The sequence below is a fragment of the Desulfonatronum parangueonense genome, from assembly GCF_054656975.1.
On sequence record NZ_BAAHXH010000003.1, the window covers coordinates 4,054,046 to 4,071,601 of the forward strand.

The 17,556-nt window shown below is 58.6% G+C and carries 15 protein-coding genes; 12 read left to right on the forward strand and 3 right to left on the reverse strand.

Features of this window, described 5'->3' with window-relative positions; genetic code table 11:
* Positions 1-23: 23 nt before the first annotated feature.
* The 6 genes from rimO (at position 24) to ACYQ15_RS18185 (ending at position 7,706) form a co-directional block, all read left to right on the forward strand.
* Complete coding sequence (rimO, locus tag ACYQ15_RS18160) at positions 24-1,379, forward strand: 30S ribosomal protein S12 methylthiotransferase RimO (protein WP_459938907.1); 1,356 nt, start codon at positions 24-26, stop codon at positions 1,377-1,379.
* 130 nt (positions 1,380-1,509) lie between these two features.
* A complete protein-coding gene (locus ACYQ15_RS18165) occupies positions 1,510-3,243 on the forward strand; it encodes a 30S ribosomal protein S1 (protein ID WP_459938908.1) in 1,734 nt (577 codons plus the stop codon).
* A gap of 46 nt (positions 3,244-3,289) precedes the next feature.
* Positions 3,290-4,123 (forward strand): signal peptide peptidase SppA, encoded by an 834-nt coding sequence (gene sppA / locus ACYQ15_RS18170; RefSeq protein ID WP_459938909.1) that lies wholly within the window; start codon positions 3,290-3,292, stop codon positions 4,121-4,123.
* Positions 4,124-4,262: 139 nt separating this feature from the next.
* A complete protein-coding gene (gene mqnE / locus ACYQ15_RS18175; protein ID WP_459938910.1) occupies positions 4,263-5,324 on the forward strand; it encodes an aminofutalosine synthase MqnE in 1,062 nt (353 codons plus the stop codon).
* Positions 5,325-5,555: 231 nt separating this feature from the next.
* On the forward strand, positions 5,556-6,965 hold the full coding sequence (locus tag ACYQ15_RS18180; protein ID WP_459938911.1) for an aspartate kinase: 1,410 nt from the start codon (positions 5,556-5,558) through the stop codon (positions 6,963-6,965).
* 510 nt (positions 6,966-7,475) lie between these two features.
* A complete protein-coding gene (locus tag ACYQ15_RS18185; RefSeq protein ID WP_459938912.1) occupies positions 7,476-7,706 on the forward strand; it encodes a ferredoxin in 231 nt (76 codons plus the stop codon).
* Between the two features lie 7 nt (positions 7,707-7,713).
* Here ACYQ15_RS18185 and ACYQ15_RS18190 read toward each other — a convergent pair whose 3' ends face one another.
* The gene (locus tag ACYQ15_RS18190; protein WP_459938913.1) at positions 7,714-9,702 is read right to left on the reverse strand and encodes a transglycosylase SLT domain-containing protein; all 1,989 of its coding nucleotides are present in this window, start codon (positions 9,700-9,702) and stop codon (positions 7,714-7,716) included.
* Between the two features lie 207 nt (positions 9,703-9,909).
* Between ACYQ15_RS18190 and ACYQ15_RS18195 the strand changes: the two genes are divergently transcribed.
* Positions 9,910-10,554: a pyrimidine 5'-nucleotidase gene (locus tag ACYQ15_RS18195; RefSeq protein WP_459938914.1), complete on the forward strand. Its 645-nt coding sequence runs from the start codon at positions 9,910-9,912 to the stop codon at positions 10,552-10,554.
* Positions 10,555-10,695: 141 nt separating this feature from the next.
* On the opposite strand, the gene hypB is transcribed toward ACYQ15_RS18195, so the two are convergent.
* Together hypB and hypA are read right to left on the reverse strand one after the other, a co-directional pair.
* Positions 10,696-11,358 (reverse strand): hydrogenase nickel incorporation protein HypB, encoded by a 663-nt coding sequence (hypB, locus tag ACYQ15_RS18200; RefSeq protein WP_459938915.1) that lies wholly within the window; start codon positions 11,356-11,358, stop codon positions 10,696-10,698.
* 3 nt (positions 11,359-11,361) lie between these two features.
* The gene (hypA, locus tag ACYQ15_RS18205) at positions 11,362-11,718 is read right to left on the reverse strand and encodes a hydrogenase maturation nickel metallochaperone HypA (protein ID WP_459938916.1); all 357 of its coding nucleotides are present in this window, start codon (positions 11,716-11,718) and stop codon (positions 11,362-11,364) included.
* Positions 11,719-12,017: 299 nt separating this feature from the next.
* Between hypA and ACYQ15_RS18210 the strand changes: the two genes are divergently transcribed.
* The 5 genes from ACYQ15_RS18210 to ACYQ15_RS18230 all read left to right on the forward strand — a co-directional run bounded on the left by ACYQ15_RS18210 (position 12,018) and on the right by ACYQ15_RS18230 (position 17,523).
* Complete coding sequence (locus tag ACYQ15_RS18210) at positions 12,018-12,674, forward strand: CBS domain-containing protein (protein WP_459938917.1); 657 nt, start codon at positions 12,018-12,020, stop codon at positions 12,672-12,674.
* Positions 12,675-12,676: 2 nt separating this feature from the next.
* Positions 12,677-13,459, forward strand: coding sequence for an ABC transporter ATP-binding protein (locus ACYQ15_RS18215; RefSeq protein ID WP_459938918.1), 783 nt, complete (start codon positions 12,677-12,679; stop codon positions 13,457-13,459).
* Positions 13,460-13,582: 123 nt separating this feature from the next.
* Entirely contained in the window at positions 13,583-15,496 is a 1,914-nt protein-coding gene (locus ACYQ15_RS18220) for an AMP-binding protein (RefSeq protein ID WP_459938919.1), read from the forward strand.
* A gap of 50 nt (positions 15,497-15,546) precedes the next feature.
* On the forward strand, positions 15,547-16,434 hold the full coding sequence (locus tag ACYQ15_RS18225) for a branched-chain amino acid ABC transporter permease (RefSeq protein ID WP_459938920.1): 888 nt from the start codon (positions 15,547-15,549) through the stop codon (positions 16,432-16,434).
* Between the two features lie 42 nt (positions 16,435-16,476).
* Complete coding sequence (locus ACYQ15_RS18230; RefSeq protein ID WP_459938921.1) at positions 16,477-17,523, forward strand: branched-chain amino acid ABC transporter permease; 1,047 nt, start codon at positions 16,477-16,479, stop codon at positions 17,521-17,523.
* Positions 17,524-17,556 lie beyond the last annotated feature (33 nt).

Sequence of the window (17,556 nt, forward strand, 5' to 3'; positions counted from 1 at the left end):
TCCATTTAACGCGGAAATCTCAAATGACATCGAACACGCTTTTTCAATCCGGAAATCCGCCCCAAACCCGGCAATCTTGCGCAGGGACGGCCATCTACTGCATCAGCCTTGGGTGCCCCAAAAACCGGGTGGATACCGAACGCATGCTGGGCGATCTGGGGAACATTCGGCCGGTGGACGACATCGGACAGGCCCGGATCGTTTTGATCAACACCTGTGGATTCATTGCCCCGGCTGTTGAGGAATCCACCCGGGTCATCCTGGAGACGGCGGATCAAATCAAGGAGCTGTCTCCGCGGCCTTTGCTCGTGGTGGCCGGTTGCCTGGTATCGCGCCATGGATCCGAACTGCGCACGGCCATCCCCGAGGTCGACTTGTGGCTGGCCGTGGAGGAGGAGCGCGAACTGCGGCCCCGGCTTCGCCCCCTGGTCGATTTTGAACTGCCCGCTCAGGACTTGCCCGCCCTGCGTGCCTTGAGCACGAAGCCTGTCTTTGCCTATCTGAAAATCGGCGAAGGGTGCAATCACCGCTGCCATTTCTGCACGATTCCATCCATTCGAGGGCCGCGACGGAGCATGGACCTGGACGCGGTTGTTCGGGAGGCGGAGACGATTCTGGACCAAGGCGTCCGGGAACTGATCCTTGTTGCCCAGGATCTGACCTCCTACGGCCGGGATCTGGACTTGCGCCACGGATTGGAAACCCTGCTTGGCAGATTGGTCAGGCTGTCCGGGTTGCACTGGCTGCGGTTGATGTATCTCTATCCTGCCGGACTGACGCCCCGCCTGCTGCGGTTCATGGCGGAACTTGGGCCGCCGTTGCTGCCCTATTTCGACATTCCGGTCCAGCATGCCCATCCGGACATCCTGCGGGCAATGGGACGGCCCTTTGCCAAGGATCCGCGCCAAACCGTGCAGCGGGTACGCGAGCATTTTCCCGGTGCTGCCCTGCGGACCAGCGTGATTGTCGGCTACCCAGGGGAACGTCCCCATCATTTTCAGCGATTGTTCGACTTCGTGGCCGAGACCCGTTTCCATCATCTGGGCGTGTTTGGGTTCTGCCCCGAACCGGGAACCAGGGCCGCAACCCTGTCCGGCCAGGTGGGGCCGCGGACCAAGGCCAGGCGCCGAGACCGGCTGATGGAACTGCAGGCCGGCATCAGCGCCGAGATTCTCACCCAATACCAGGATCAGGAGATGGAGGTCTTCGTGGAACGCCCCAGCCCGGAGTGGCCGGGGCTCTTTGAAGGGCGGGTCTGGTTTCAGGCACCGGAGGTGGACGGCATGACGTACGTCAGCGGTGCGGACATCCAATCCGGCGACCTGGTCCGGGCCGCCATTGTCGAGTCCAAGACATACGATCTCGTGGCGCTGCGCTGATTGCGGACAGGGCGATTCTCAATCATCCAAAAATTGTCGGATTGCCGGAAGACAGTTGTCATTGTCGCTGCGATCTGCTAGGGAGGTTGCAAAATTATTTGTCGTTAGGACAAGGTTCAGGGGGAACAGAATGAACAACACAACTGAAACGCAGGATCAATTTGCCGAGGAGATGGAACTCGACTTCGAGGCAGAGCTGGAGCAGTATCTCAAAGATGATTTTGGAGATGTCGATGAAGGCTGCATCGTCCAAGGGGAAGTGGTCAAGATTGATGGAGATTACGTCCTTGTGGACGTGAATTTCAAGTCCGAAGGCCAGATTCCCGCCCAGGAGTTCAAGGATCACGAGGGTAATGTGACCGTAGCTCTGGGCGACAAGATCGACGTCTACGTCATCAAGAAGAACGAAGGCGAAGGCTCGATTCTGCTGTCCAGGGAAAAAGCCAAGCGGATGCAACTTTTCGACAAGCTTGAAGCGGTCCTGGATTCCAATGAAGTCATCACCGGCCAGATCACCAAACGCATCAAGGGCGGTTACCACGTGGACGTGGACGGGGTGGAAGCATTCCTTCCCGGCTCCCATGTGGATTTACGGCCGGTCCCGGACATGGACGCCCTGGTAGGGCAGGAATTCGAGTTCCGGGTTCTCAAGGTGAATCGTCGCCGCAGCAACGTTATCGTTTCCCGCCGTGTCCTTCTGGAAGAAGAGCGTGACAGTATGCGTCAAACCTTGCTGCAGAACATCGAGGAAGGTCAGAAGGTCGAGGGCAAGGTCAAAAATATTACGGATTATGGCGTCTTCGTCGATCTGGGCGGGCTTGACGGCCTGCTGCACATCACGGACATGGCCTGGAAGCGCATTCGCCATCCCAAGGAAATGGTTCAGATCGGCGACGAACTGGAGCTGATGGTCCTCAATTTCGACAAGGAGCATCAGAAGGTTTCCCTTGGCTTGAAGCAATTGGTTGCGGATCCGTGGACCAACATTGCCGCGAAATTTCCCGAGGACACACGTTTGACGGGCAAGGTCACCAACCTGGTGGACTATGGCGCCTTCGTGGAACTGGAGCCCGGCGTCGAGGGCCTTGTGCACATCTCTGAAATGTCCTGGACGCGGAAATTGCGCCATCCTTCCCAGATGGTCCGGGTCGGCGATGCCGTGGACGTGATCGTCCTGGGCGTGGATCAGGAGAAAAAGCGCATTTCCCTGGGCATGAAGCAGGTTGCGCCCAATCCCTGGGATGTGGTGGGCGAGAAATATCCCGATGGAACCGTGCTTGAAGGAACCATCAAGAACATCACCGAGTTCGGAATGTTCGTGGGCATCGAGGACGGCATTGACGGCCTGATCCATGTCTCGGACATTTCCTGGACCAAGAAGGTCCGCCACCCCAGTGAGATTTTCAAGGTCGGGGACATTGTCCAGGCCAAGGTGCTCACCGTGGACAAGGACAGCGAGAAATTCACCTTGGGCATTAAGCAGCTCAACGAGGATCCCTGGTCTCTGGTTCCGACCCGCTACCCGGTCGGCTCCACGGTTTCCGGAACAGTGACCAACATCACGGACTTCGGCCTTTTCATCGAGGTTGAAGAGGGTATTGAAGGCCTGGTCCACGTTTCCGAGGTCAGCCGCAAGAAGATCAAGAAGCCCAGCGAACTGTTCCAGGAGAACCAGGTTATTCAGGCCAAGGTCATCCACGTCAGCGCGGATGAGCGACGTCTGGGGCTGTCCATCAAGGCGCTTGAGGAAGATGAACTGAAGAAGGGACGTGAGTTCCATGGAACTGCCGGTGCGACCACCCAGGCCGCCAGCACCAACCTTGGCGACTTGATTCGGCAGAACATTGAGGATGGAACAGAGTAAGCCTCGATTCAGTCAGCGTCATCCGTTCCTCTTTGGATTATTGCTGATGTTTACGGCCGTGGCCCTCTTTTCGGGGGTCATGGCCGTTTGGCGTTCCTATACCGATAAGCACCCTGAGTCTTTCCTGTCTTTCGGCAAGCCGAAGATCGGGCTGGTCCATGTCGAGGGCATGATTGTCGACGCCACGGACACCCTGAACTGGATTCGGCGGCTTCGGGAAGATCCCCGCGTCAAGGCAGTTCTGGTCAGGGTCGATTCGCCCGGCGGCGTGGTGGGGCCCTCCCAGGAGCTGCACGGCGCTCTTGAGCGGTTGCGGGACAAAAAGCCCGTGGTCGTTTCCATGGGGGCGGTCGCCGCATCCGGCGGGTATTACATAGCCGTGGCCGGCGACAAAATCGTGGCCAATCCCGGTACGCTGACCGGCAGCATCGGCGTCAGAATGGAATTGACCAATCTGCAAGGGCTGATGGAAAAACTGGGCATTCGCCGCCATGCCATCGCCAGCGGGCAATTCAAGACAACCGGATCGCCCTTTGAGGAACTTACCGAGAAGGAACGCGCCTACCTGGAGGCCGTGGTCATGGACATGCACGCCCAGTTCGTGCGGGCCATTTCCGCGGGACGAGACCTGACGCTGGAAGACGTGGAAAAGGTGGCCGACGGCCGGATCATGACCGGACTGCAGGCTCTGGACTACGGTTTGGTGGACGTGCTCGGCGGTCGGGAGGAAGCCCTGGACCTGCTTCGTGAACTGGCCGGAATTGACGATCAATTTGAACTGGTCGAGGATCCGACACGGCAACGGCCGATCTGGAAGCGCATTCTCGGGTCGGTCGAGGATGAATTGCGGATTCAGGGACCGGTATGGGTATTCAAGTAACAAATCAGGTAACTACGTAACTCAGGTCCGGGTTGCCTTGATCTTGCAAATCCGCAAGATCAAGGCAACCCGGACCTGTTTCATGCTTGCATGAGAACTGAGTTCACAGTTACAAATCATGTTTGAAAGGACGAACAACGTGTCGGCGCAAATCTTGGACAAGGCCGCGCAAGGGGAACGGCTGACGCTGGACGAGGCCCTGGCTCTGGCCCAGGAGGCCGACATCCATAGCCTGGGACGTGTGGCTCTGACCCGCCGGACTGCTCGCCATGGCCGGAAAGCCTATTTTGTTTACAACCAGCACATCAACTACACCAACATCTGCCAGAACGCCTGCCGTTTCTGCGCATTCAGCCGTCAAAGCGGAGACCGGGACGCCTATACGCTGAGCGTGTCCGAGGCCGTGGAGCGGGTTAGTTCCCGTCACGACGATCCAATCCGGGAAATACATATTGTCGGTGGATTAAATCCCGATCTCCCCTACGAATACTATCCTGAAATCGTGCAGGGCGTGAAAAAAGCCCGTCCCGCCGCCTCGGTCAAGGCCTTCACCGCCGTGGAAGTGGCTTTTCTGGCTGAGCGCGGCAACATTTCCCCGCGCCAGGTTCTGGAAGACCTGCGTCAGGCCGGCCTGGACGCCCTGCCCGGCGGTGGCGCGGAAGTCTTTTCGCCGGCGTTGCGTCAAAAGCTGTGCCCGGAAAAAATATCAGGTCAGCAGTGGCTGGAAATCCATCAACTGGCCCATGAGCTGGGCATTCCTTCCAATGCCACCATGCTTTTTGGGCATGTGGAAACGTGGCGGGACCGCCTGGAACACCTTCTGGCATTGCGGGACCTGCAAGATCGCACCGGAGGTTTTCTGTGCTTCATCCCCTTGCCGTACCAGCCCCATCATAATGAACTTCGGGCCAAGGGACCGGACGGACTCGACATCCTGCGCATGCTCGCGATTTCCCGAATTTTTCTGGACAACTTCGCACATTTGAAAGCGTACTGGGTCATGACCGGCGTCAAGGCGGCCCAAATGGGCTTGTGGTATGGCGCCGACGACCTGGACGGAACCATTGTCGAGGAACGCATCGGGCATGCCGCCGGGGCCACGTCGCCGAAAGGCATGACCCGGGACCAGATTACCCAGGCCATAGTTCAAGCCGGCTTCACGCCCATCGAACGGACCAGCCATTTCGAGGCGGTTCAGTAGCCGAGCGTTTTTGTAACTGCTCGATAAATTGCGGCAAGCATGGCCTGGATGCCCGCCTTCGCGGGTATGACGTGCTTGGAAATTCCTTCTCTATGAAGTCATTCCCGCGAAAGCGGGAATCCAGGTGGAAGGCGACAAGCAGGCCGTGCCCGACATTTTTGAGTAGTTACGGTTTTTTCTCATGGAAACGCATCACCTCTTGCATCAGTCCCTTCAGAGAGCACTCCAACCGTGAAAGTCATTAAAATCGGCGGCGGCTGCCTCAACGGCAAGGAGACCATCGCCGCGATCCTGGACCTGCTGGTCACGCGGGGTCGAGGCAATATTGTCGTGGTCTCGGCGCTGGGCGGCGTGACCGACCTGCTGCTGTCCGCCATGTCCCAGGCCGTGGCCGAGGAGGAGGCCGTGTGCCGGATCGTGGACCGCCTGAAACACAAGCACATGCTCGTGGCCAGGCACCTGATCCATGAAGAGCAGCACATCCGGACCTATGCCCGGGAGCTTGGCAAATCCCTGGCCAGACTGGAGAGGCTGTTCTACGGCCTGCACTATACCGGGGACATCACGCCGAAAATGGAAGACGCCATCAGCAGCTTCGGCGAACGGATCTGCGCCCAGCTGCTTGCCGCGATCCTGAACGCGCGCGGTTGCAAGGCGTCCTGTCGCCTGCCTGAGGAAATCGGCGTGGTCACGGACGGAAAGTTCGGAGATGCCTCGGCCCTGCTGACACCCTCGGAAAAGCATTTCCATGAGCGGCTTCTACCTCATCTCAGCAACGGCCAGGTCACCATCATTCCCGGGTTCTACGGGGTGAATGCCTCCGGGGAGACGACCACTTTCGGCCGGGGGGGCAGTGACTATTCGGCGGCCGTGATGGCGGCGATCTCCGGAGCCGAGGTTCTGGAAATCTGGAAGGACGTGGATGGATTCCTGAGCGCGGATCCCAAGTTCGTGCCCGAGGCCAGGCTGATTTCCGAACTGTCTTATGACGAGGCCGCGGAACTGGCCTACTTCGGCGCCAAGATCCTGCATCCGCGAACCGTGGAGCCGTTGCGCAAAAAAGGCTTGCCCATCGCCATCAAGAACACGCTGCGTCCCGATGAGGTGGGCAGCCGGATCACGGCCCGCGGCAAGGCGGATGCGGGCGTGATCAAGAGCGTGGCCTATACAACGGATATTGCCATCCTCAAGGTTCATGCTTCAGGCGTGGGCGTCCGGCGGGGAATTCTTGGCGAAGTGGCCAACGCCGTGGCCGCACGGGGCGTGAACATCAAGTCCGTGGTCACCTCCCAGACCTGCATCAGCCTGCTCCTTTCCCGCGGGGATCTGGAGCCGGCGGCCCAGGCTCTGGCCACGCTGCAGCCTCGCCCGTACCGCAAGCTGGAAAAAAACGAGAATATTGCCTTGATCGCCGTGGTGGGCAAGGGGTTGTCCACCAAGCCGGGCATTGCCGCGGCCTGCTTCAGCGCGGCCGCCGGCTGCAGGGTGAACATCGAGATGATCGCCTTCGGTCCCTCTCCGGTGGCGCTGTACTTTATTGTGCGGGAGCATACCCTGCACAAGGCCGTCACCGCCATTCACTCCGCCTTTTTCGCTGATCCGGCCTGCGCCCTGGATGCACCTGCTTCGCAACCCGGTTGATCCGGATCGAAAATGGCGCTTTCGGCTTTCGTGATCGCTATTGGGGAGGCCGAGGCGGCAGGTGCAAGCGATCTGAAATCACCAGTAAACTACTCGGCACATTTCGCAACACGATCCGGATTGTTCCGGCTTATCTCGATTTTTCGGCATCGCCTGTCTGCCTGATCCAGGTTTCGTTCATCGAACCATTGCCTGACGCATGGAGCACGTAGTGCTGTTTATCACGCAATGGTTCGATGTTACGAAGCCGGCGAAGGAGTTGCGATGCCGAAAAATCGAGATAAGCCGGAACGCAGCTGAGTAATTACAATCACCGTAACTATTCAGCAGATCCAGAAAAAAATCTGGATAGCGTCAGCGCCGGCCTTCGCCGGTATGACCAATATTGAAATGGCATGCCCCGATGTCATTCCGGCGAAAGCCGGAATCCAGTGCTGGGAAATGGTCATGCACAGCATGTGCTGCATAGATACCAATCACCAAAACAAAGCCCGCGATGGGGATGTTCACATGGAAAAGTCGACACGGACGGAAACAATGGCCGACCTGGAATTGGACCTGGGTCCTTGCTCGGGCTGCCAGGCGTGCGAGGAAATGTGTCCGGAGGTGTTCGGCTGGGACGATGAACTGGACAGACCAGTACTCAAGTCGCCCACCGGACCCCGAGATCAGGTGACCCAGGTCGCGGCGTTCTGCCCCAAGGACTGCATCCGGGTGGCAGGGTGGAAACGGGACTGGTAGCGACGAATTAGTGCGCGCTTGTCCCGCTCACCTCTTTTCCCTCCGCCACCTGGGTTGATCCGTTCAGGGGTCTGACCGGGGCCAGACGTGCGCTGAGGCGGGTGGGGGACTTGCCGAGGCGGTGTTCATAGATTGCGGTGTAGCACAGCACGCGCTCGACATAATTCCGGGTTTCATTGAAGGGGATGGTTTCCACCCAGACATCAGCAGGAAGGTCGGTTTCCCGGGGAAGCCAGCCCTTCACCCGATGCTGTCCGGCATTATAGGCGGCAGTGGCCAAGGCGTAGTGGTTTTGCAGGTCGTCCAACTGCCGACGTAGATAGGTCGTCCCGTATCGAATGTTCCGGTCCGGCTGGAGCAGAAGCCGGGAATTGCTTAACTGTTCTCCATGCCACCCGGCAATCCGCTTGCCGGTCTGAGGCATGATCTGCATCAGGCCCAGCGCGCCCGCCGAAGAACCGACATCTTCCATGAACATGCTTTCCTGGCGCATCACGCCGTAGACCCAGGCCGGATTAAGGTTCCTGGCGCTGCTTTGCGTGGCGATGGCAGCCGTATGCGGCAGGGGAAACCGGATATCCATGTCCGTCCAATGCCCGGCGGAGACCGCTGCCGTGATCGCCCGGTCATGCCAGCCGATCTCTTGTGCCCACCGGGCCGCGGCTTGGGACTGGTTGCCATCGAGTCTGCCCAAAGCCTTCTGCCATTCGCTGCGGCCCGGGCCATACCGTTTCAGCGCGAACAATTCCACTGCACGCTGCAGACCGGCGTCCTGACGAACCACGGCAATTTGCTCCGATGTCACCGCAATGGGTGCGTGGGCGACGTTATAGGGCCGGCCGAGCCGGTCCGCCGCCAACATGCCGAAATAATGAGACGCCGTGGCCAGCGCTTCATATGTCGCCACCGCCTGCTCCGTCCATCCGGTTTGTTCCAGGGCCCGGGCGCGCCAGTATTGCCAGCGCGGCTCCGCTTTCTGAAGCTCGGTCAGGCCATCCACCATATGCAGGACCTGGGGCCAATCCAGATGGCGCAGGGCGGCCCGGACTCCCCATTCCCGAAGACGGTCGCTGCGCAAATCCCCAGGCATCGAGCCCACTCTTTCCAGCGCGCCGTCCTCAAAGCGCAGACTCATGAACAAGGCGATATCTTCTTCAATGGCCGTAAATCGTTCCCCGATCAACCCATGCCGCAACTTCAGCCGGTCCCAGTCCGCGGCGGTTCTGGAAGCGTCAACGCGGGTCAGCTTGCGGATGCCGTGGGTCAGGACCGGAATCACGAAATCATTTTCCACGCCTTTCCAGTTCCGGTCCAACACCAGGCGCGGGGATTCATCAACGCTTTGCCAGTAGGCCACCCAGGCCTTGTCCTCCTCGGCAGGCAGAAAGCGGCTCAGATAGCGGACCAGCGAGATCTGTCCGGCGTTCATGGCAAGTTGGATGCGCTGGATAACCAGTTCCCTGGTCAACCCCTTGCTGTTGATCAGGGCTTCAAACAATGGGTCGCAGCTTTTGGGCCGTGATTTCCCGGACAACCACATCACCCTGGCCTGTTCCATGGCCTGGTCTGTTTTGCCGGCCCCGAGCAGGGCCTGACCGTAGAGGCACTGCAGGTTCTCATTGGATTGCGAAGTGTAATCCTGCAGGAAATCATTCCAACGGCGATGTTTCGCCAGTTCAGCGAGCCATTTTCGACGCAGGGAATCCGCCACCGGAGAGTCACCGTATTTTTCCAGAAAGGAGCGGACCTCATGGGACAATGTTGGGCACAGTCTTCTTTCCAGATCCTGTCCCAGCAGGTAGGGTTTAAGCGGATACCCTTCAAGCCGGGGCAGAAGATTGCGGTACGTCTGCTGCTGCCCCTTGCGCAGGGCTTCCTCGGCTTGCAGGAAAAGCACTCGCTGTTCTGCCTTGGAATCCGCATCGGCTTGCAGAGGCCAAAGATGCACGGCGAACAAGGCGACAAGGCCGCAGATCGTCAAACGCAGTTTGCTCATGGGGGAAACTCCGAACGGTTGTGGTTCTCCGACTCAATCGGTATGCATACTGTCAATTACCGACGAAGCTGGCAACCCCTTGACTCGCACGTAGGGCTGAGGTCATGTTTCGCGGTTGTTTCTGGCAGGCCCGCTGCCTGAAAAACGGCTGCTCAGGCAGGATTGGAAGACTTTCGATGCCGTGAAAATGAGATTTTGAGTGATAAAATGATCGATGCACTGATATTTGACCTCGACAACACTGTGTACCCGGCTTCGGCCTCGCTTTTCCCACTCATCGACGCCCGGATCAACAAGTATATGATGGAACACGCGGGCATTCCCGAGGACCAGGTGGACCATCTGCGTCGGAGCTACTGGCAGGAATATGGCCTGACCATGGTTGGACTGACCCTGCACCATGGCGTCGATCCGGAGGAATACCTGGAATACGTCCATGACGTGAATGTCGTGGATGTCCTGCAGCCTTGTCCGGAATTGGCAATAGCGCTGGCCGCCTTGCCGGGAACGAAGGTCATCCTGACCAACGGTTCCCTGGGGCATGCGCACCGGGTTCTGGAAGCCCTGGGGATTCGCGAAGTGTTTACGGAAATATTTGATGTCCGCCTGGCGTCCTACCGGCCCAAGCCGTATCCGGAACCATACCGGGAGGTCTTGAAGCGACTAGGATTCGCGGGTTCGCGATGCATCATGGTCGAGGACATGGCCCTGAATCTCAAAACCGCCAAGGACTTCGGCATGTCCACCGTGCTCATCGGCCCGGGCAACGGAGAAACGTACGTGGACGTCCGGATTGATGAAGTGGCCATGTTTCCGGGTGCATATGAGCAGATACTGCAACTGCTGGAGTAGCGGAGGGCAGGATCCAGATGTAATTTTAACTACATATACAGAATGGGGCTGATAGGTCATATTCGTCCCATCAGTCCTATTCTGCTCATAAAAAATGGCGAACCTGTGGTTCGCCATTTTTTAGCTTGCGATGGACGGGCCTTACTTCCCGGCTTTTCGCGCGGCGTTGCGGAGCCATTCGTACCAGGCCTCCAGTCCTTCCCCGGTGCGGCAGGACACCGGAAAGACAAGTATTTCCGGATTCAACGCCCGGGCAAATCGTGCGGCCTTGTCGGGATCGAAATCCACATAGGGCAGCAGATCGATCTTGTTGAGCAGCATCACCTTGGACTGGGCGAACATCATCGGATACTTTTCCGGCTTGTCGTCGCCCTCGGTGACGCTGAGCAGGGTTACCTTGGCTTCCTCGCCCAAGTCGAATTCCGCGGGGCAAACCAGGTTGCCCACGTTCTCGATGAACAGGACGTCCAACTCGGCAAGATCCATCTGCTTCAATGCTTCCAGAATCATGGAACTGTCCAGATGGCATCCGCCGTCCGTGTTGATCTGTACGGCCTGGGCGCCGGTGGCGGCCACGCGCTGGGCGTCGTTGTCGGTCTGCAGATCGCCCTCGATCACGGCCATGCGCAATTCTTCCCGCAGGTCGGTCAAGGTTCGTTCCAGCAGGGAAGTCTTGCCTGCTCCCGGAGAACTCATCAGGTTCAGAGCGAGCAGTTTGTTGGCGGCATAGAGGTTTCGGAGCTGGTCAGCCAGACGGTCGTTGGCTTCCAGGATATTGCGGATCACGGGGATGATCTTGGCCATGGCTTACGAATCTCCTTCGATTTGTTCGAGGTTCATTTCCTTGCCGCTGATCACGGTATGGCCAAACTCTTCGCCGCAAGACGGGCAGGGAGCAAAATGCAGACTCTGCACTTCCGGAGAGAATGTGGCGTTGCAGGCATTGCACCGCATTGTCAGCGGCACCTTTTCGTACTCGATGACAACCCCTTCCAGGGCCGTTCCTTTGGTCATGATTTCAAATGCAAGATCCAGAGCGTCCGGCACCATGGTGGAAAGGGCGCCGTGCTTGATCTTGATCCGGTGGACGGTTCGCAGGCCGTGATTGGCCATTTCCGCCTCCACCATACGTATAAGCGATTCGGCGATGGACATTTCATGCATGAAACAGTCATTATCGCAATCCAGGGAACTCGTCCAGAGATGCACGACCGGGACCGAACCGTGATGATGACCATGGGCCCCTCCTCAACTCCTTGGCGCTGCAATCTTTACTGGACTCAAAGACGCTGAGGGATTATCAGTCGCGACACTGACAGACAACGATTCCGCCAGACTTTGTTCCGTTCATGCAGCGATATCGCCGTTCGCGGAGAAAGACATGGACAACGTTCTGCTTGCGACGTCACTTGGTTGACCTTTTTCATACTCACGCCTTCTCAAGCCTCAAGGAGCACTCCGCCATGTATGTCGGACTGAAAATGATCACGGACATGCCCACCATCACCCCCGCGACACTGGTGATGGAAGCGGACAAGATCATGGAAAAAAACCGCCTCTGGATGCTCATGGCGGTTGATCAGCAGAATCGGTTTCTCGGCGCCGTGCGCAAGGAAGACGTCAGGGCGGCCCTGCCTTCGCCCGTGACCACCTTGAGCCGCCATGAACTGAACTATCTGATGTCCAAACTGACCGTAGAGAAATTGATCCTCAAGAACATCCCATCCATTCCTCCGCAGATGGAAATCGAGGAAGCGGCCAAGATCATGTTCGACGAGGACCTGGCGGGGCTGCCCGTGGTGGATTCCAAAAACAACCTGCTGGGCTACATCAACCGCAATGTGATGCTGGACGTGCTGGTGGAGGAGATGGGGCTGGCCCAGGGCGGTTCACGCATCGTCTTCGAGGTCGAGGAACGCACCGGCGTCATCGCCGAGGTCTCCGGCCTCATCGCGGACATGAGCGTGAGCATCATTTCCACGGCCACCTTCTATCACAACGGCAAACGCATGGTGGTCATCCGGGTGCAAATGGACGATCCCGCGCCAATCATCAAGGCATTGCTGGAGCGCAACTACAACATTGTCGGCCCGTGTGATTTCGCCAAGGAATGGTGCTGATCATGCCCTTGCTGGAAGTCCAGGGCGTAACCCTGACCTTTCGGGGTCTGGCCGCCCTGCTGAACGTCGGATTCACCGTTGAAAAAGGGCAGATTGCATCCCTTATCGGTCCCAACGGCGCGGGCAAGACGAGCATGCTCAACTGCATCAGCGGCCGCTACCACCCTGATGCAGGTCGGATCACCCTCATCGAGCGAGACCTGCTTCCCATGGCTGCCCATGACCGGGTCAAGGCCGGCCTATCCCGAACGTTTCAAAACATCGCGCTGTTCAAGGGCTTGAGCGTTTTGGACAACCTGATGGTCGGACGTCATGTTCGCCTGGATTACGGGTTGCTGTCCTCACTTTGCTATTGGGGCAAGGCCCGGCGCAAGGAAGACCTGCATCGGCGGCGAATCGAGGAAATCATCGATTTCCTGGGCCTGTCGCCCTACCGGCATCAGGTTGCCGGCAAGCTGCCCTACGGGGTCCAGAAGCGGGTTGAGCTGGGCCGGGCTTTGGCCGGAGAACCGGAACTGCTGCTGCTGGACGAACCCATGGCCGGAATGAACCTGGAAGAAACCGAGGACATGGCCCGCTACATCCTGGACATCAACGAGGAATGGGGCATCACCATTCTCCTGGTGGAGCACGATATGGGCGTTGTCATGGATATTTCCGACCATGTCGTGGTTCTGGATTTCGGGCAGATCCTGGCCGCCGGAACTCCAGCCCAGGTTCAGTCGGATCCCGACGTCATCGCCGCATATCTCGGCAGCGACAATGCAGCCTTCATCGGAAGATGACCGCCGGTCCATGAACTGAAAATTGCCGAAAGAGGCGCCTTCGACCTCTGAACATGACGCCGGACCCGACCATGGGGTTTTGGTTCGTCGTCGGACAAGACACGCACGAATACGGAAGAATCAATGCAGGAAGATCATCATCGCAACGGGAAAGGGCACGAATCGACCCTGCCCCGATTGCTGCTGGACAATGCGAAACGTTACGGCGCCAAGACCGCTTTGCGGGAGAAGGAGTGGGGCATCTGGCAGCCGTATTCCTGGGACGATTATCTGCGCAAGACCGCGGAATTCGCCGCCGGGCTGAAAAAGCTGGGCATGGGCAAGGGCGACGTGCTGGTGCTGATCGGGGACAACCGCCCGGAGTGGCTCTGGGCCGAACTGGCCGTGCAGTCCATTGGCGGCATGGCTTTGGGATTGTACCAGGACGCTCCGGTGGACGAGATCGAGTACATCTTCTCGTTGACCAAATGCCGGATGGTCGTGGCCGAGGACCAGGAGCAGGTGGACAAGATGCTCTCTCTGAAGGGCCGGGTTTCCCACCTCAAATACATCGTCTACCACGACCCCAAGGGGCTGTCCGGGGCCACCGAGGAAGGGCTGCACCCTTTTGAACGAATCTGCGAGCAGGGCCGCGGGGATATCGACAAATTCGCCTCCTGGGTCGATCAGACCCAGCCCGACGACACGTGTCTCATCGCCACCACTTCCGGGACCACCGGCCGGCCAAAGCTGGCCATGCTGTCCCACCGCAACCTGCTGTCCATGGCCGCGAATCTGGGGCGGGTGGACCCGAAGCGGGACAGCGACGAATTCGTCTCGTTTCTGCCCCTGGCCTGGATGGGCGAGCAGATGATGGCCGTGGCCTCGGCCATGCTGTTCGGCTTTTGCGTTAATTTTCCGGAGGAACCGGACACGGTCCAGGAGAACATTCGCGAAATCGGCCCCCACCTGATATTTTCGCCGCCCCGGGTCTGGGAAAACCTGGCCGCTCGGGTGCGGGTCAAGATCATGGAAACCAGTCCGCTGAAGCGGTTCCTGTACAATCTGCTGCTGCCCATGGGCATGCGCCATGCAGACTGTCTGCTGGCCGGAACCAAGCCTGGAGCTGCGCTGCGACTGGGGCGGGCCGTGGCGGATTTCGGGCTGTTCCGGCCGTTGCGGGACCGGCTGGGCTTCTCGCGAATCCGTTCGGCCACCACCGGCGGCGCGGCTCTTGGCCCGGACACCTTTCGTTTCTTTCACGCCCTGGGCGTGAATCTGAAACAGATCTACGGACAGACGGAAATTGCCGGCATATCCTGCATTCATGCGGACGGCCGGATCGATTTCGACTCCGTGGGCGAACCCATCCCGGAAACCGAGATCATCATCTCCGAGGAAGGGGAAATCCTGTCCCGTTCGTCGGCCGTGTTCCAGGGCTACTACGCCAATCCCGAAGCCACGGCCGAGACCATCCAGGATGGCTGGCTGCGCTCGGGGGATGCCGGTTTTTTCAAGGACAACGGGCAGCTCGTGGTCATCGACCGGCTCAAGGACGTCATGCATCTGGCTGACGGAACCCGCTTTTCCCCGCAGTTCATGGAAAACAAGCTCAAGTTTTCCCCGTATGTCCGGGAAGCCGTTGTTCTGGGCCGGAATCGGGACCATCTTGCGGCCATCATCAGCATTGATCCGGAAATCGTGGGCCGCTGGGCCGAGAGCCGGTTGATCACGTACACAACCTACCAGGATCTGGCATCCAAGGAACAGGTCTACGATCTGATCCGCGGTGAGATCGCGGACATCAACGCATCCTTGCCGAAAACAACGCGCATCAAGCGATTCGCCCTGCTTTTCAAGGAACTGGACGCCGACGACGGGGAATTGACCCGAACCCGCAAGCTGCGCCGCAAGGTCGTCGAGGAGCGCTACGCCAGCCTGATCGAGTCCCTCTACGGGCCGGACGCCTGCATCGATCTGACTGCCGCCATTCAGTACCAGGACGGGCGCATCCGGGAAATGTGCGGAACCATCCAGATCGCCTCGGTGCATGAATAATGTTTCAGCCACTGAACATCAACGACCCCAAAACCACATAGACGCAAATCATGGAATACTACCTTCAACTCATCGTCAACGGTCTCGTTGTCGGCAGCATTTACAGTCTGGTGGCCCTGGGCTTCGTGATCATCTACAAGGCGACCAAGGTCGTCAATTTCGCCCAGGGCGAGATGGTCATGGTGGGGGCGTACATCTGTTTCGCCCTGACCGTGCAGATGGGCCTGCCGTTTCTGGTTTCGTTTTTCATGACCCTGGTTTTTTCCGTGATTCTCGGCTTGTGCATTGAACGGGTCATTTTACGGCCCTTGATCGGGCAGCCCATTATCAGCGTGATCATGGTCACCGTTGGCCTGGCCACGGTTCTCAAGTCCCTGGTGCAGCTCTTCTGGGGCACCCAGATCCGGGTTTATCCGCCCATCCTGCCCACGACGCCGATCTGGATCGCCGGAGTTCCGGTGGCTCCGGTTTACATCGCGGCTTTTGTCCTCTCCGCGCTTTTGTTTGCTGTCTTTGCCCTGTTCTTCAAGTATTCCCGGACCGGCATCGCCATGCGGGCCACGGCGCAGGATCAGCAGGCGGCCCAGTCCATGGGCATCGGCGTGAAGAACATATTCGCCCTGTCCTGGTGCATCGCGGCGGTGGTTTCCAGCATCGGCGGCATCATTCTGGGCAACATCAACGGAATCAACGCCCAGCTCGGACACCTGGGCTTGAAGGTTTTTCCGGCGGTGATCCTCGGAGGCCTGGACAGCCTTCTCGGTGCGGCCCTGGGTGGTTTGATCATTGGGGTTCTGGAGAACGTGGCCGACGGGTTCATGCAGCAGGTCTTCAACCTGCCCGGCTTCAAGGAAGTGGCCGCCTATGTGGTGCTGGTGATCATTCTGATGATCCGTCCCTACGGCCTTTTCGGAACCAAGGAAATTGAAAGGGTCTAGGTCCAATGCACATCATGATTCAATTGATAAAGCAGGTCGCTCATGCGCGGTAAATGCGGACTTTTCCATACCTCCTACGCTTCGGAGTCCCACTTTTTTCAGACGGGATTCCAGAAAATCTGTCTGGGCCTTTTTTTGACGTTGCTGCTCCTTTCCCCGCTTGTCTTGAGCAACTACCAGGTTTCCATGTTGATCATGATCAACATAGCCGTAATCGGCGCGGTGTCCCTGAACCTGCTCACGGGCTGCTGCGGCCAGATTTCCCTGGGGCACGGCGCGTTCATCGGCGTGGGCGCCTATGCCTCCGGTCTGTGCACCCTGTCCGGATGGCCTTTTTTTCCGGCTCTGCTCTTCGGCGGACTGGTCACGGCCGTGGTGGGCATGATCTTCGGCATTCCGTCGCTGCGATTGAAGGGCATCTATCTGGCTATCGCCACCCTGGCCGCCCAGATGATCCTCAGCTATGTGTTTTTGCACTGGGAATCCGTTACCGGGGGAGCCATCGGCATGGGGCTGGATGCTCCGGTAGTTCTGGGCATGGCTTTTGATAGCGACGCCAGGATGTTCTACCTGACCTTCGGAATAGCCGCGGCCTGCGTGCTGCTGGTGGCCAACATCCTGCGCACGCGCCATGGACGGGCTTTCGTGGCCATTCGCGACTTTCACCAATCCGCCGAATCCGTGGGCGTGAATCTGTTTTCCTACAAGCTCCAGGCCTTTGCCGTGAGTTCTTTTCTGGCCGGCATCGCCGGCGGCCTCTGGGCGCACTACACGATGTACATCACCCCGGAACAATTCGATATCATGTTGTCCATTCAATACCTGGCCATGATCATCATCGGCGGGCTGGGCAGCGTTCTGGGAAGCATATTCGGCGCCGTCTTCGTGGTTCTGCTGCCGGAAGGTCTGGGCATCCTCGCCCAGTATGCCGGCTCGTTCTTTCCCAACATCAGCCAGTATTTTCTCGCCCTGCGCGAGGGCATATTCGGCCTGATCCTCGTGCTGTTCCTGATTTTCGAACCCGAAGGCCTGGCCCACCGCTGGCGACTGATCAAGGCGTATTGGAAACTGTATCCCTTTGCGCATTGATGCCACATATCACCTTGCACATGTTTCCAGGAG

Coding starts and splice junctions, on each gene's coding strand:
- rimO (WP_459938907.1), top strand. CDS start 24: ATGACATCGAACACGCTTTTTCAATCCGGAAATCCGCCCCAAACCCGG.
- ACYQ15_RS18165 (WP_459938908.1), top strand. CDS start 1,510: ATGAACAACACAACTGAAACGCAGGATCAATTTGCCGAGGAGATGGAA.
- sppA (WP_459938909.1), top strand. CDS start 3,290: ATGTTTACGGCCGTGGCCCTCTTTTCGGGGGTCATGGCCGTTTGGCGT.
- ACYQ15_RS18185 (WP_459938912.1), top strand. CDS start 7,476: ATGGAAAAGTCGACACGGACGGAAACAATGGCCGACCTGGAATTGGAC.
- ACYQ15_RS18190 (WP_459938913.1), bottom strand. CDS start 9,702: ATGAGCAAACTGCGTTTGACGATCTGCGGCCTTGTCGCCTTGTTCGCC.
- ACYQ15_RS18195 (WP_459938914.1), top strand. CDS start 9,910: ATGATCGATGCACTGATATTTGACCTCGACAACACTGTGTACCCGGCT.
- hypB (WP_459938915.1), bottom strand. CDS start 11,358: ATGGCCAAGATCATCCCCGTGATCCGCAATATCCTGGAAGCCAACGAC.
- hypA (WP_459938916.1), bottom strand. CDS start 11,718: ATGCATGAAATGTCCATCGCCGAATCGCTTATACGTATGGTGGAGGCG.
- ACYQ15_RS18210 (WP_459938917.1), top strand. CDS start 12,018: ATGTATGTCGGACTGAAAATGATCACGGACATGCCCACCATCACCCCC.
- ACYQ15_RS18215 (WP_459938918.1), top strand. CDS start 12,677: ATGCCCTTGCTGGAAGTCCAGGGCGTAACCCTGACCTTTCGGGGTCTG.
- ACYQ15_RS18220 (WP_459938919.1), top strand. CDS start 13,583: ATGCAGGAAGATCATCATCGCAACGGGAAAGGGCACGAATCGACCCTG.
- ACYQ15_RS18225 (WP_459938920.1), top strand. CDS start 15,547: ATGGAATACTACCTTCAACTCATCGTCAACGGTCTCGTTGTCGGCAGC.
- ACYQ15_RS18230 (WP_459938921.1), top strand. CDS start 16,477: ATGCGCGGTAAATGCGGACTTTTCCATACCTCCTACGCTTCGGAGTCC.